Origin of the sequence: Peptoniphilus duerdenii ATCC BAA-1640 (assembly GCF_000146345.1) — a bacterium.
In the GTDB taxonomy this organism is placed as follows: domain Bacteria; phylum Bacillota; class Clostridia; order Tissierellales; family Peptoniphilaceae; genus Peptoniphilus_B; species Peptoniphilus_B duerdenii.
The window spans coordinates 1,317,907-1,333,609 of the sequence record NZ_GL397071.1; the positions used below are offsets into that span (position 1 = coordinate 1,317,907).

Consider the following 15,703-nt stretch of genomic DNA (forward strand, 5'->3'; position numbering starts at 1 on the left):
GAGGAATTATGGTTATAGATATACAAAAAGTACTAAAAGATAAGAGTTTTATAGATAAAGAAGTAACGGTATGTGGTTGGATTAAGACCTCTAGAAGTTCTAAAAATTTTGGGTTTATAGAATTAAACGATGGAAGTTCTTTCAAATCACTTCAAATTGTACTAGAAAGCAATCTAGAAAACTTTGATGAAGTTAGCAAGTACACCATTTCTAGCTCAATAGAAGTAACAGGAAAGGTTGTAGAATCTCCTGGAGCTAAACAATCTGTTGAACTTCATGCAAAGGAAGTAAAGTTAATAGGACTTAGTGACAGGGATTATCCTCTTCAAAAGAAGAGACATACAATGGAATACCTAAGAACTAAGACACACCTAAGACCAAGGACAAATACATTCAAAGCGGTATTTAAGGTTAGAAGTTTGATAGCTTTTGCAATTCATAAATATTTCCAAGAAAATGGATTTGTTTACGTACACAGCCCAATCATTACTGCATCAGATGCTGAAGGTGCTGGAGAAATGTTCCAAGTAACAACACTAGATCTAAAAGATATTCCAATGGTTGATGGAAAAGTTGATTATAACGAAGATTTCTTTGGAAGAGAAACACATTTAACAGTAAGTGGTCAGTTGGAAGCAGAAGCATTTGCCCATGCATTTAGAGATTGTTACACATTTGGACCTACATTTAGAGCAGAAAACTCAAATACAGCAAGACATGCTGCAGAATTCTGGATGGTTGAACCTGAACTAAGTTTTTGTAAGCTAGAAGGCATGCTTGAAAATGTAGAAGGCTGCATCAAGTATGTAATTAACTATGTCCTTGAAAATGCGCCTGATGAAATGGAATTTTTCAATCAATTTATTGATAAGGGACTTTTAGATAGACTTAAATCAATCGTCGAAAAAGATTTTGGAAAAGTTACCTACACAGAAGCGGTAGAATTATTAAAAGAATCAAAAGCAGACTTTAAATATCCTGTTGAATGGGGGATAGATTTACAGACTGAACATGAAAGATATTTAACAGAAGAAATATTTAAAAAGCCTGTATTTGTTACAGACTATCCAAAGGATATAAAAGCTTTCTACATGACTTTGAATGAGGATAATAAGACAGTAAGAGCATCTGATTTACTTGTTCCAGGAATTGGAGAACTAGTTGGTGGATCTCAAAGGGAACACAGACCTGAGGTACTTGAAAATAGAATGAGAGAACTAGGACTTGATGTAGATGCATATGAATGGTATTTAGATCTAAGAAGATATGGTACGGTTATAACTTCAGGATATGGAATTGGATTTGAAAGACTTGTAATGTACATTACAGGCATGAAGAATATCCGTGACGTAATTCCATTCCCAAGAACAGTTAACTCAGCAGATATATAGGTGAAATATGAAAAAGTATAATCCAAAAGAAATAGAAAAAAAGTGGCAAAATTACTGGGATGAACATAAGACTTTTAAAACAGATGATGATTTAAACAAGAAAAAGTTTTACGCTCTAGTTGAATTTCCTTATCCATCAGGACAAGGACTTCACGTTGGTCATGCAAGACCATATACAGCTCTAGATGTAGTTTCTAGAAAAAGAAGACTAGAGGGTGAACAAGTTCTATTCCCAATGGGCTGGGACGCATTTGGACTTCCAACAGAAAACTACGCTATAAAGAATAAGATTCATCCTAAGAAAGTAACTCTAGATAATATAAAGAATTTCAAAAGACAACTTAAGTCAATAGGATTTTCATTTGATTGGGATAGAGAAATAGATACTACAGATCCAGAATACTATAAATGGACTCAATGGATCTTCCTACAATTATTTAAACATGGTCTAGCTTATAAACAAGAAATGCCAATTAACTGGTGTCCATCTTGTAAAGTTGGATTAGCAAATGAAGAAGTTGTCGGTGGATGTTGTGAAAGATGTGGTACTGAAGTAGTTAGAAAAGTTAAATCTCAATGGATGCTTAAGATAACTGACTATGCAGAAAAACTTCTAGAAGGACTTGATGAAGTAGATTTCATCGAAAGAGTAAAGACACAACAAAGAAACTGGATAGGTAAATCAGTAGGAGCAGATGTTAAATTTAAATTAAAAGACTTAGATGAAGAATTAGAAATCTTCACAACTAGACCAGATACAATCTTTGGAGCAACCTACATGGTTATATCTCCAGAACATCCACTTATTCAAAAGTATAGAGATAGAATCGAAAACATAAACGATGTAGATAAATATATAGAAGAAGTTTCTAAAAAATCTGACTTTGAAAGAACAGAACTTTCTACAAATAAAACTGGAGTTGAACTTAAAGGAATCCATGCAATAAACCCAGCAAATGGAAAAGAAATACCAGTATGGACATCAGACTATGTTCTAATGACCTATGGTAGTGGTGCAATAATGGCGGTTCCAGCTCATGATACAAGGGACTTTGAATTTGCAACTAAATTTGGACTTGAAATAGTACAAGTAATAGATAGCAAAGATAGTAAAGAACTACCAATGGTAGAAAAAGAAAATTGTACAGTTATTAATTCAGACTTTTTAAATGGACTAAGTGTTAAAGAAGCTAGCGAAAAAATAATTAAATTCTTAGAAGATAAACATATAGGAGAAAAGAAGACTAATTATAAATTGAGAGACTGGGTATTCTCAAGACAAAGATACTGGGGAGAACCAATTCCAATAATCCACTGTGACAAATGTGGTTACGTACCTATGGATGAAAAGGATCTTCCGCTTAGACTTCCAGAAGTTGAAAATTACGAACCATCTCACGATGGAGAAAGTCCACTTTCACATATGGATTCATTCGTAAACACAACTTGTCCAGTATGTGGAGGTCCAGCTAAGAGAGAAACAGATACCATGCCTCAATGGGCAGGATCATCATGGTACTTCTTAAGATATATCGATCCTCACAATCACGAAGCATTAGCAGATCCAAAACTTTTAGACCACTTCTTACAAGTTGACTGGTACAACGGAGGAATGGAACATACAACCCTTCACTTATTGTATTCAAGATTCTGGCATAGATTCCTATATGATATTGGAGTAGTGCCAACCAAAGAACCATACAAAAAGAGAACTTCTCATGGAATGATACTTGGATCAAACTCTGAAAAGATGTCTAAATCCAGAGGGAATGTAATTAATCCAGACGACATAGTAAATGAATATGGAGCAGACACATTAAGAACCTATGAAATGTTTATGGGAGATTTTGAAAAGGCTGCACCATGGAGTACAAACGGAGTTAAAGGTGCTAGAAGATTCTTAGATAGAGTTTACGGACTAGCTGAACTAATTAATGGTGAAAGTGGATATTCAAAGAATTTAGAATCATTAATTCACAAGACTATTAAAAAAGTTACTGACGACTATGAAACTCTTAAATTCAACACTGCAATAGCAGCACTAATGAGTTTAGTAAATGAATTCTATGGACAAGGAAGTATAACTAAAAAAGATTACGAAACACTTTTAATTCTTCTAAATCCAGTAGCACCTCATATCACAGAAGAACAGTTCCATGAAGTGATTGGAGGTTACCTAAACGAAGCTAAGTGGCCTACCTACGAAGAAGATATGTTAGTTGATGATGAAGTAGAAATACCAGTTCAATTCAACGGCAAAGTAAGATTTAAAGTAGTGGTTCCAAAAGAAGCTACAGAAGAAGAAGTGTTTGCGAAAGCAGAAGCGACAGAAGATTTTAAAAACTGGTTAGAAGATAAAAAAATAGTTAAAAAGATCTATGTCAAAGGAAAGATACTAAATATAGTTATAAAATAAGATTTTTAAAAGCATCCTAATGGGTGCTTTTATTTTTTAGAAATATATTTTCATCTTAAAATTTTAGTTTAGAAAAATAAATTAATATTACTTACAAAATTAAAAACGTAAAATAATATAAAACAAAAAGACTTCAGAAGAAATCACTTTTGAAGTCTTTTTTATTAAAAATAAATTTATTTATTACAATTTTCTATATTGAAACTCCGGCTTATATTTTAATCCTTTGAAAAACTGCATAGCATGTTCTAAATCGTGATGCTTAAAGCCTTGTTCAAATGCATTTTTTCTCTGCTCAGAAGTTCCGTGGGTAAATGTATCTGCGTTTACCTCTTGACCACTCATCTTTTGAATTCTATCATCCCCGATGGAAGCAGCTGCATTCATAGCTTCTTCAATGTCTCCGCTTTCCAAGTATCCCTTTTCTTGAATATAGTAAGCAAAAAGTCCACCGAAGTAGTCTGCCTGAAGTTCCATTGCAACAGAATATTTATTATATTCTTCTTCTGAAAGTTTGTTTCTAAGTGGTTGAACTTGATTAAGTACATTTAATTGATTTTGAACATGGTGTCCAATTTCGTGGGCGAGAACATATGCAAAAGCAAAGTCGCCGTCAGCACCAAAAGTATTTTTTAAATCATAATAAAATGTAGAATCTATATATACGGTTTGATCAACAGGACAGTAGAATGGACCCATATTTGACTGGGCAAGACCACATCCGGATCTGGTAGCTTGACTAAATAGAGTCATCTTAGGTTCTTTGTACTCAATTCCATATTCGTTGAACTTTTCGTGCCAAACATCTTCTGTATCTGCCAAAACTACGGACAGAAAGTCTTCTAGCACAGCTTGTTCTTTAGTTGTTTGTACATTATTATTGTTAACGGGTGAAGTATCTCTTGGAAGATTAGAAATATCTCCTCCTAGCAATACATATGCAAGTATTAAAACCAATCCTACAATTCCACCACCAAAAATTGATGGAGAGCCTCCGCCTCTACTTCCTCTCTGTACATTAGAACTCTTTCTTCTACCTTGCCATTTCATTATAATTTCCTCCTAAAATTTAAGTTCTATTTATTGTTTACCCTATTATGAATAAAATAAAGTAATTTTAAGAATATATTGAGCAAAGATGGCTTATATTTTAAATAATTTAGTTGATACTGAAGCTTTTATATGTTAAGATATTAGAGGTATTAAATGACACACATTTTCTGACGGTACTCAAGTTGCCTACATGGTCTGAGATCGGTTGACGAAAATGGAGGAATAAAAAACGGAGGTGTAAAGATGTCAGTTATATCAATGAAAGCACTCCTTGAAGCAGGAGTACACTTTGGACACCAAACTAGAAGATGGAATCCAAAGATGTCAAGATTTATCTTTACAGAAAGAAATGGAATCTATATTATAGATCTTCAAAAAACAGTAAAGAAAATAGAAGAAGCTTACGATTTCGTAAGAGAATTAGCAGAAGAAAACAAGACTATACTATTTGTAGGAACTAAGAAACAAGCTCAAGATGCTATCGAAAAAGAAGCTAGAAGATGCGAAATGCCATTCATTAACCAAAGATGGTTAGGTGGACTTCTTACAAATTTCAAAACTATTAAAAAGAGAGTTGAAAGACTTCACAATCTTGAAGAAATGGAAGAAGATGGAACATTCGATGTTCTACCTAAGAAAGAAGTTATTAAACTTAAACTTGAAAGAGAAAGACTTGAAAAGTTCCTTGGTGGAATTAAACATATGGACAGACTACCAGATTGTATCTTCGTAGTTGACCCTAAGAAAGAATATATCGCTGTTAAAGAAGCTGATATTCTAGGTATTCCAGTAGTAGGAATCATCGACACTAACTGTGATCCAGATGAAATTGACTATCCAATCCCTGGAAACGACGATGCAATAAGAGCGGTTAAACTAATCACTGAAACTATTGCAAATGCGGTATTAGAAGGTAAGCAAGGAACTCAATTTACTGACTTTGACGAAGAAGGTTCTCAAGAAGAACTTGAAAACGAACCAGTAGAAGAGGAAGAATAAGATAATTTGGGTTCTAAGCTTAGGACCCTTTTTTTATAGGAGGTTTTAAATGAACATTACAGCACAAATGATTAAAGAATTAAGAGAAATTACATCAGCAGGTATGATGGATTGTAAAAAAGCTCTTACTGAAACAGATGGAGATTTAGAAAAAGCAATAGATTTCCTTAGAGAAAAAGGACTTGCATCTGCAGCTAAAAAATCATCTAGAATTGCAGCTGAAGGTCTAGTAGAAAGCTATATTCACGGCGGAAGAATCGGAGTTCTTATAGAAGTTAACTCTGAAACTGACTTTGTTTCTAAAAACGAAGAATTCAAGGCATTCGTAAAAGATATGGCTATGCAAGTTGCTGCTGCAAATCCAAAGTATGTAACTCGTGAAGAAGTACCAGCTGAACAAGTTGATCACGAAAGAACTGTATTAAAAGAACAAGCTCTAAACGAAGGTAAACCAGAAAAAATCGTTGAAAAGATGGTTGAAGGTAGACTTGAAAAATTCTATGAAGAAATTGTTCTACTTGATCAAAAGTTCATCAAAGATGGCGATCTAAAGGTACAAGATGTTCTTACTAATCTAATTGCAAAGATTGGTGAAAATATTAAGATCAGAAGATTCGTTAGATACGAAGTTGGAGAAGGTCTAGAAAAAAGAGAAGAAGACTTCGCAGAAGAAGTAGCTAAACAAATGGGTAAATAAAATGGATAAAGCCCATAATAAATACAATAGGGTAGTTTTAAAGTTAAGCGGTGAAGCTATGGCTGGAGATGCTAAGGTCGGTATCGATCCTGTAACTGTAAAAGCCATTGCCGAAGAAATAAAAAGAGCTTATGAAACTGGAGTAGAAATTGGTATTGTAGTCGGTGGTGGAAACTTCTGGAGAGGTAGATCTTCAGGAGATATGGACAGAGCAACTTCTGACTATATGGGCATGCTTGGAACTGTAATGAATGCTCTTGCTCTTCAAGACATGTTAGAGTCATTGGGAGTAGACACAAGAGTTCAAACTGCAATCGAAATGAAAGAAGTTGCCGAACCTTATATAAGACGTAGGGCAATTAGACATCTAGAAAAGAAAAGGGTAGTTATATTTTCTGCAGGAATTGGAAATCCATACTTTTCTACCGACACAACAGCAGCACTTAGGGCTGCAGAAATCGGTGCAGAAGTAATCCTTCTTGCAAAAAAAGGTGTGGATGGAATCTATGATTCTGATCCTAATATAAATCCTGATGCCAAGAAATTTGACACTCTTACTTACCAAGAAATTCTTACTAGAAGACTTACGATTATGGATAGTACTGCAACATCTCTTTGTATGGACAATAATATTCCGGTAATAGTATTTGGAATAGATATAGAAAACTCAATATATGATGCTGTATCTGGAAAAACAATTGGTACTAGCGTTAATTAGGAGGTAATTATGTTTGATTATAAGCGCGAAGCTGAAGATAAAATGAAAAAATCCATTGAGGTTTTAAAAGACGATTTACTTTCTATAAGAGCGGGAAGAGCAAATCCAGCACTTTTAGATAAAATTACAGTTGAATACTATGGACAAGTGACTCCACTTAACCAAGTTGCAGGGATCTCAGCTCCTGAAGCAAGACTTCTTGTTGTACAACCATGGGATCAATCACTTATATCTGTTATTGAAAAAGAAATTTTAAAATCTGACTTAGGTCTTAACCCATCAAATGATGGAAAAGTTGTAAGACTTATAATTCCACAACTTACCGAAGAAAGAAGACGCGACCTTACTAAAATCGTTAAGAAAAACGGCGAAGACACTAAGGTTGCTATTAGAAACATCAGAAGGGTTGCTATTGACGAAGTGAAGAAACTTGAAAAAGATAAAGAAATATCTGAAGACGAAAGAAAAGTAGCTGAAGATAAAGTTCAAGAACTCACAGATAAATATATTAAAGAAGTCGATGTTGTAACTAAAGCTAAAGAAGATGAGTTAATGGAAATTTAATAAAGGCCCTGAGGGCCTTTTATTTTTTAGGAGAAATATGGAAATAGATTTAAACAAAGTTCCTGCACATATCGGCATAATTATGGATGGCAATGGTCGTTGGGCTAAGAATAAAAATAAAATCAGATCCTTCGGTCACAAGGAAGGAGCAGAAAGAGTTATAGATATTGTAGAAGAAAGTTATCGTTTGGGAGTTAAATACCTTACCCTATATGCTTTTTCTACAGAAAATTGGAAGAGACCCGCAGATGAAGTGGGATATCTCATGACTCTTTTAAATAGTTTTATAGATAAAAAATTGAAAAGACTTCATGAAAATGGTGTTAAAATTAATGTACTAGGAGATATTGATAGATTGGATGATGGTACATTTAAATCTGTAAAAAAAGCAATAGAAACCACAAAAGACAATAAAAAAATGGTATTAAATATCGCCCTTTCCTATGGCGGTAGAGCTGAAATAGTGAGGGCTTCTAAGTTAATTGCAAGAGATTATAAAGATGGAAAATTAAATCTTCCCGATATAACAGAAGATAGTTTTAACGATTTTTTATACACCAAAGATATTCCTCCAGTGGATCTTTTGATTCGACCAGGTGGGGAAAAGAGAATTTCAAATTTTTTACTATACCAACTAGCATATGCTGAATTTATCTTTGTAGATACCCTATGGCCAGACTTTAGAGAAGAAAATCTAAGAGAAGCAATCCTAGAATATCAAAATAGAAATAGAAGGTACGGTGGACTATGAAAAACTTTGTAACGAGAAGTATAACCGCTGTTGTCGGTGTAATCCTACTATATTTTATAATTAAAAATAGCGGTATATATCTATCTACTGCAATTTTATTTATGTCGATTGTAGGAATCTATGAAATAAAAAATTGTTTTAAAAATATTAATATAAATATTAATGCTTACTTGCTGTATATTTTTACTGTGTTCTTATTTCTAATTAGAAGTGTACCTAAATTTGAAGTTATGGCAAGTTTTGAGTACGTATTTATACTTATAATTATGCTTATTTCTTTTGTGCTAGATTTAGATATCAATAGAAATATGGATGACAGTGTGTATACAGTTTTTAGCTATATCTATATTCCGGTAATATTTGACCTACTTTATAAAATGAACAATATTTACTTGGTGCTTGTGTTTATAATGGCTTTTGCCACAGATACATTTGCCTACTTAGTAGGTATAACAATGGGAAGACATAAACTTATACCAAGTATTTCTCCTAAGAAATCGGTGGAGGGAGCTATCGGTGGAGTAGTAGGAGCGGTTATCCTAGGATGTACTTGGCTTAATTATAATGATTTTAAGCTGGATATTCTTACTGTAATCTTTCTTATTTTCACCTCTATATCTTCACAACTAGGTGATTTAATAGCATCAAAGATTAAAAGAGTAGCAGGAATAAAAGATTATGGAAATATTTTTCCAGGACATGGAGGAGTTCTCGATAGATTTGACAGTATTTTAGATGTCACTGTAATAATATTTCTATTTTCAAAAGTTATGGAGGTACTATGACTACTATAATAAGTGCAATTTTTGTCTTCCTTCTTGTGATTTTATTACATGAAGCTGGACATTTAGTGGCTGCAAAAGCCTCTGGAATAAAAGTAAATGAATTTGCTGTTGGAATGGGTCCAAAAATATTTGGAAAACAAAAAGGAGAAACGCTGTATTCTCTACGCGCTCTTCCGATTGGCGGATATTGCGCTATGGAAGGTGAAGGAGAAGATTCTGAAGATCCAAGGGCGTTTAACAATGTAAGTATTGGTAGGAGAATGGTAACTATACTAGCAGGAGCATTTATGAATTTTGTCCTAGCAATAGTTGCTTTTACTATCATTGCGGGATTTAATGGCGTTCCAAGTACAACTATTGGTGAAATCGTACCAGGTAGTCCCGCTGAACAGATGGGATTTGTGCCTGGTGATAAGGTCGTTGTAATAGATCACACAGAAATAAAAGAATTTTCAGATATACCTAAGACTATCGCTGCAGCACAAAAAGATACAGTAAGGGTTTATGCTGTTAGAGAAGGTAGACTTTATGCACAAAATGTAAAAGTTGAAGAAAAAGATGGTCAAAAAATGATTGGTATAAAGCCAAAAATAAATCGTGGAGCCACATACTCAGTTAGATATGGTTTTAAACAAACTGCAAATGTGGTTAAAGAAGTTTTCCAAGTTTTAGGAATGCTTTTTACAGGTAAACTTGCTCTTTCTAGACTTTCTGGTCCTGTTGGAGTTATAAAAGTAATTGGACAGTCAGCTAAGTTTGGATTTTTAAATGTGCTTGCAATACTTGGACTTATTTCGGCAAATTTAGGTGTGGTAAATCTACTTCCTATACCAGCCCTTGACGGTGGTAGATTTGTCATGTTATTAATTGAAAAGTTAAGAGGTAAACCACTTAGCGAAAAAGTAGAATACTATATAAATCTTGTTGGATTTATATTTGTATTCTCTATTATGATATATGTAACTATATTTGGAGATCTTAAAAGATGATTAATAGAAGGATGACTAGAGTTATAGATGTCGGTGGAATTAAGATAGGAAATCCACATCCGATTACAATCCAATCCATGACGAACACTATAACTTGTGACATTGAAAATACTGTAGCACAGATAAAGAAATTGGAAGATGCTGGTTGTGATATCATAAGATTTGCGGTAAATGATTTTGATGACGCAGAGGCTATTCCAAAAATTAAAGAAAAAATAAATATTCCTACAATTGCAGACATTCAATACGATTATAGATTAGCTGTTGAAGCTGCAAAACATGGTGTGGATGGACTTAGAATAAATCCTGGGAACATCGGTGAAAGATGGAAGGTTAAAGAAGTTGTTGAAGCTGCAAAGGAGAGAGGTATTTCTATAAGAGTCGGAGTAAACTCCGGTTCGATTAGCCAAGAAATTCTAGATAAATTTTCAGGTGTAAATGTAGATAGCCTTGTTGAATCTGCCCTTAGCGAAGTAAATTATTTAGAATCTCTAGGTTTTAAAGATATTAAGGTATCTTTAAAAGCATCGGATCCACTTTTAAATATCAGGGCTTATGAAAAATTTGCAAGTTTAACAGATTATCCACTTCACTTGGGAGTTACCGAAGCAGGATCACCAAAAATCGGTGCAATTAAGTCTGCTATTGGAATCGGTTCTCTTCTTCAAGAAGGAATAGGTGATACAATAAGAGTATCTCTTACCTCAGATCCTGTTGAAGAGATCTATGTAGCAAAAGAAATTCTAAAATCACTTGGTCTTAGACGAGATGGAATCGAGCTAATCAGCTGTCCAACATGTTCTAGAACCAAGATAGATTTAATATCCTTGGTAGATGAAGTTGAAAGTCGGTTAGACACTAAGGACTTAAATTTAAAGATAGCCTTGATGGGCTGTAGAGTTAACGGACCAGGAGAAGCCAGAGAAGCCGATATAGGAATAGCTGGTGGAAATGGTCGTGGAGTTATATTTAAACACGGAGAGATCGTAAAATCTGTTGATGAAAAAGATCTCGTAGATGAACTTATTAAAGAAATAGAGAATTTAAGGTGAACTATGTTTGATTTTGAAAAATTTTCAAGTATATTGGGAATTAAAAACGAAGAAGTAAACTTAAATATTGTTGATATAAACTTTGATGAGGACAGCTTAAAACTGAATGTAGTTATGAGTTCAAACCATCCAATTGAGGATGGTTTTATTAATACTATTAAAGAGAGAATTCTTGAATATATTCCAGAAATATACCTTGATTTAAAGATTGTATACGAGGATATAGACCCTATCGTTCTTGCAAAAGAGACAATTCTTTTAAATTCACCATCATTTAACTGCTGGCTTAAAGATGAACTTATGCGTGTAGATGAAGAGAAGGGTTATCTAATATTAGAGGTTCCAGATAAAACTTGTTACGATTTAATAAATTCTAATAAAATTAAAACTAGCTTGGATAAAGCTTTAGATCCTCACAATTTAAAGTTTGTAATTGAAAAAGGTTTTGATGAAGATATAGATTTAGACTATATTGATACATTAAAAGACATGGAGAAAGAGGTTATGGAGACTACTGTTGTTAAACAGGAGGTTAAAAAAACGCCTCAAGCTCAATCAAGCGGCAATCCAAAATACAGAAAAGGCAAGTTCAAAGGTGATGAAATATCTATTGCAGAGGTTTCAACCAACTATCAATACGTAGTCTTAACTGGAGATATTTTCGATATTGAAGTAAAAGAACTTCGTAGTGGCAAAAGAATAATCCTTATAAAGATAACCGACTACACATCCTCAACGGTTTTGAAAAAATTTATGAACGAAGATGAAGTATCAGAGTTTAAAGATGAATTCAAAGTCGGAACTAGAATTAAAGTTTCTGGTAGAGTTGAATACGACAACTTTATGTCCATTGTGGTTATTAATTTTAATGCAATAGAAAAAGTTGAGAAGGAAAAGATAGTAGAAAAATCTGAAAAACACAGAGTTGAACTTAGACTTCATACAAAGATGTCAACAATGAGCGGAATTACTGACTTTGAAGAATTTGCGAAATTTGCAAAAGATTTAGGCCATAGTGCTCTTGCAATAACGGATGTCTCTGATGTGCAAGGATTTACGAATGCTATGGATGCTTCTAAATCTACAGGAATAAAAGCAATCTATGGACTAGACATGAGACTGGTTGACGATACCATGGGAATTGTAGAAAATTTTGAAGGAAAAAATTACAACCAAAAATTCGTTGTATTTGATATTGAATCCACAGGTCTTTCTCCGGCATCAGATATGATTACAGAAATCGGTGCTGTTAAGATTGAAGATGGAGTCATTGTGGACAGATTTTCAAGATTTGTAAATCCGATGCGACCAATACCAGAAAAAGTTGTAGAGCTTACTCGTATAACTAATGAAATGGTTGCTAATGAACCGCCGATAGAAGTGGTAATAAAAGATTTTGTAGAATTCATAGGAGATGCTACTCTTGTAGCTCACAATGCGGAGTTTGATACTGCGTTTATAAGAAGAGATATGGATAAGGTGGGGCTTAAGTTTGATTTTCCTGTTTTAGATACACTTTATTTATCAAGAGCAATCTTAAATGACTTGAAGAGATTTAATCTTTCTGCAATTTGTAAAAAACTCGGAGTTAATTTAGAAGGAGCCCACAGAGCTGTTAACGATGCTGAAGCTACGGCAGAAGCTTTTATAAAAATGATGAAGCTCGGTGGATCTCCAAAATCATTTGAAGAAATAAATAAACTTTTCGATAAAATAGATAAATCTGTTTTATTTTCAAAAGATTCCACAGCAATAGTACAGACTCAAGAAGGATTAAAAAATCTATATAAACTTGTTTCCGCATCACATATGGAATATTTTAATATAGAAGCCAAAGTACCTAAAACTATCTTTAATAAATATAGAAAAGGAATACTTCTAGGATCAGGAACATCCAAAGGTGAACTTTGGAATGCAATTTATTTTGGAAAACCTCATGAAAAATTATTAGAGATTGCATCCTACTATGACTATTTAGAAATACAACCAATCGGAAATAATCTAAATTATGTGGTTAGTGAAAAATTAAAAGACAAAGAAGATTTAATAAATATCAACAAGAAAATTTTAGCACTTGGAGATGAATTAAATAAACCAGTAGTTGCAACTGGAGATGTGTACTATTTATATCCTCACCAAGATCTTTCTAGAAGAATAGTTTTAAGTGGAGTTACAGGACCTGTTAATCCAGAGGTTAAAATACCTAATACTCTCTACTTTAGAACTACTGACCAAATGCTAGACGAGTTTGACTATCTTGGAGACAGATGCGAAGAAGTTGTAATTACAAATTCAAACAAAATAGCAGATATGGTAGATGATATTAAACCACTACCAGATGGAACATTTCCACCTTATATCGAAGGCTCTGAAGAAATGTTAAAGAAGATAACTTTTGATAGAGCCCATAGCATCTACGGGGAAGATTTACCTGAAATAGTAGAAAAAAGATTGGATAGAGAATTAAATTCAATCATAGGAAATGGATATGCGGTTCTATATATCATCGCTGAAAAACTTGTAAAGAAATCAAATAGCGATGGATACCTAGTAGGATCTAGAGGATCTGTAGGAAGCTCTTTTGCAGCGACTATGGCTGGGATAACAGAAGTAAATCCGCTACCACCACATTATGTCTGTCCAAAATGCAAGTACTCTGAATTTGTAGATGAAAAACTGGTAGGATCTGGGGTAGACTTGGAAAGAAAGAACTGTCCTGTATGTGGGACAGAGTTAAATCGAGATGGACACAATATTCCATTTGAAGTTTTCCTAGGTTTTGAAGGGGATAAGGAACCTGATATAGATTTGAACTTTGCGGGAGAATATCAACCTGTAGCTCACAAGTATACTGAAGAACTTTTCGGAGAAGGATATGTCTTTAGAGCTGGAACCATTGGAACAGTTGCAGAAAATACTGCGTATAGAATAGTAAAAAATTACTATAAAGATGAAATCGTACCTCCTGTTGAAATAGATAGACTCGCTAAGGAAATAACAGGAGTCAAGAGAACATCTGGCCAACATCCAGGTGGAGTAATGATAGTTCCAAAAACTTCTAGTATCTATGATTTCTCACCGATTCAATATCCTGCAGATAAAAAATCTTCTGGAGTTATAACTACGCACTTTGATTATAACTTCCTTCATGGGAAAATTTTAAAGCTTGATATACTCGGTCACGATGGACCGACTATCATAAAGATGCTTGAAGATTTAACGGGACTTAAATCAGAAGATATTTATTTAGATGACAAGAGAACTATGAGTCTATTCAATAGCTCTGAAGAATTAAAGATGAACAAAGAAATCTACGAATGCGAAACAGGGACACTGGGCATACCAGAATTTGGAACAGATTTTGTAAAGAGAATGCTAATAAAAACAAAACCATCTACCTTCTCAGAACTCGTACAAATTTCAGGACTTTCTCATGGAACGGATGTATGGACAAACAATGCAGAGGACTTAGTTGATCAAGGTCTTGCGAAGCTCCAAGATGTTATATCCACAAGAGAAGATATAATGGTTTATTTAATCCAAGCTGGTGCAGAAAATAAAATGGCATTCTTCACCATGGAAAAAGTTAGAAAAGGAAAAGGATTAACAGATGAGCAAAGGGAAATAATGGAAAAACTTCCACTACCAAGTTGGTATATTGGAGCTTGTGAAAAGATAAAGTACATGTTCCCAAAAGCCCACGCAGTTGCGTATGTAATGCTTTCCTTTAGAGTTGCTTACTATAAATTAAATTATCCGCTAGAATATTATGCAACATATTTTACGAACAAATTAACAGACTTTGATATAGAAACAATATCAAAGGGTGTTGGAGCAATGAAGGAAAAACTCAATGAACTTCTTCAAATAAAAAATCCATCACAAAAAGAAAAAGGTCAGAGAAACACATTGGAAATGGCGCTTGAAATGTATTCTAGAGGAATTGAATTTAAATTTATTGACATCTATAAATCTCAGGCAAAGACATTTGTAATAGAAGATGGTGCGATCAGAGTGCCGTTTATGGCAGTGCCAGGGCTAGGAGAAGCTATAGCAAATAGCATTGTCGAAAGCTCAAAAGAAAATAAATATATTTCTGTTGAAGACTTTATAAATAAAACTGGGGCAACAAAGGCAATAGTTGAAATGTTGCGTGAAAATAATTGTTTTGAAGGCATGCAAGAAAATAATCAACTATCACTATTTAACTTTTAAACCTTGATATTTACAGAAAATTTGATATAATAGTAATGATGATAGAAAGTAACTAAGGAGTGGGGTTTCCCAC

Annotated in this window: 12 protein-coding genes; 11 read left to right on the plus strand and 1 reads right to left on the minus strand. The window is 33.8% G+C overall.

Annotation, left to right across the window (positions count from 1 at the left end; translation table 11 throughout):
* The first annotated feature begins 8 nt into the window (after positions 1-8).
* Positions 9-1,391 (plus strand): asparagine--tRNA ligase, encoded by a 1,383-nt coding sequence (gene asnS / locus HMPREF9225_RS05865; protein ID WP_008902039.1) that lies wholly within the window; start codon positions 9-11, stop codon positions 1,389-1,391.
* Positions 1,392-1,398: 7 nt separating this feature from the next.
* Complete coding sequence (gene leuS / locus HMPREF9225_RS05870) at positions 1,399-3,807, plus strand: leucine--tRNA ligase (protein WP_008902040.1); 2,409 nt, start codon at positions 1,399-1,401, stop codon at positions 3,805-3,807.
* A gap of 183 nt (positions 3,808-3,990) precedes the next feature.
* On the opposite strand, the gene ypfJ is transcribed toward leuS, so the two are convergent.
* Positions 3,991-4,857 carry a KPN_02809 family neutral zinc metallopeptidase gene (gene ypfJ / locus HMPREF9225_RS05875; RefSeq protein WP_008902041.1) on the minus strand — a complete coding sequence of 289 codons (867 nt, stop codon included), beginning with the start codon at positions 4,855-4,857 and terminating at the stop codon, positions 3,991-3,993.
* A gap of 246 nt (positions 4,858-5,103) precedes the next feature.
* Between ypfJ and rpsB the strand changes: the two genes are divergently transcribed.
* The 9 genes from rpsB to HMPREF9225_RS05920 are packed head-to-tail and all read left to right on the plus strand — an operon-like array spanning position 5,104 to position 15,630.
* Positions 5,104-5,859 (plus strand): 30S ribosomal protein S2, encoded by a 756-nt coding sequence (gene rpsB, locus HMPREF9225_RS05880; RefSeq protein WP_008902042.1) that lies wholly within the window; start codon positions 5,104-5,106, stop codon positions 5,857-5,859.
* Between the two features lie 49 nt (positions 5,860-5,908).
* Positions 5,909-6,556 (plus strand): translation elongation factor Ts, encoded by a 648-nt coding sequence (gene tsf, locus HMPREF9225_RS05885; RefSeq protein WP_008902043.1) that lies wholly within the window; start codon positions 5,909-5,911, stop codon positions 6,554-6,556.
* A 1-nt stretch (position 6,557) separates the two neighbouring features.
* The gene (gene pyrH, locus HMPREF9225_RS05890; protein ID WP_008902044.1) at positions 6,558-7,274 is read left to right on the plus strand and encodes a UMP kinase; all 717 of its coding nucleotides are present in this window, start codon (positions 6,558-6,560) and stop codon (positions 7,272-7,274) included.
* Positions 7,275-7,283: 9 nt separating this feature from the next.
* Entirely contained in the window at positions 7,284-7,838 is a 555-nt protein-coding gene (gene frr, locus HMPREF9225_RS05895) for a ribosome recycling factor (protein WP_008902045.1), read from the plus strand.
* 37 nt (positions 7,839-7,875) lie between these two features.
* Positions 7,876-8,589, plus strand: a complete 714-nt coding sequence (locus HMPREF9225_RS05900) for an undecaprenyl pyrophosphate synthase (protein ID WP_008902046.1) — start codon at positions 7,876-7,878, stop codon at positions 8,587-8,589.
* Positions 8,586-9,374 (plus strand): phosphatidate cytidylyltransferase, encoded by a 789-nt coding sequence (locus tag HMPREF9225_RS05905; RefSeq protein WP_008902047.1) that lies wholly within the window; start codon positions 8,586-8,588, stop codon positions 9,372-9,374. Before HMPREF9225_RS05900 ends, HMPREF9225_RS05905 begins: the two co-directional genes overlap by 4 nt.
* On the plus strand, positions 9,371-10,363 hold the full coding sequence (rseP, locus tag HMPREF9225_RS05910) for an RIP metalloprotease RseP (RefSeq protein WP_008902048.1): 993 nt from the start codon (positions 9,371-9,373) through the stop codon (positions 10,361-10,363). Before HMPREF9225_RS05905 ends, rseP begins: the two co-directional genes overlap by 4 nt.
* The gene (ispG, locus tag HMPREF9225_RS05915; RefSeq protein WP_008902049.1) at positions 10,360-11,415 is read left to right on the plus strand and encodes a flavodoxin-dependent (E)-4-hydroxy-3-methylbut-2-enyl-diphosphate synthase; all 1,056 of its coding nucleotides are present in this window, start codon (positions 10,360-10,362) and stop codon (positions 11,413-11,415) included. Before rseP ends, ispG begins: the two co-directional genes overlap by 4 nt.
* Positions 11,416-11,418: 3 nt before the next feature.
* Positions 11,419-15,630 (plus strand): PolC-type DNA polymerase III, encoded by a 4,212-nt coding sequence (locus HMPREF9225_RS05920; protein ID WP_008902050.1) that lies wholly within the window; start codon positions 11,419-11,421, stop codon positions 15,628-15,630.
* Positions 15,631-15,703: the final 73 nt, after the last annotated feature.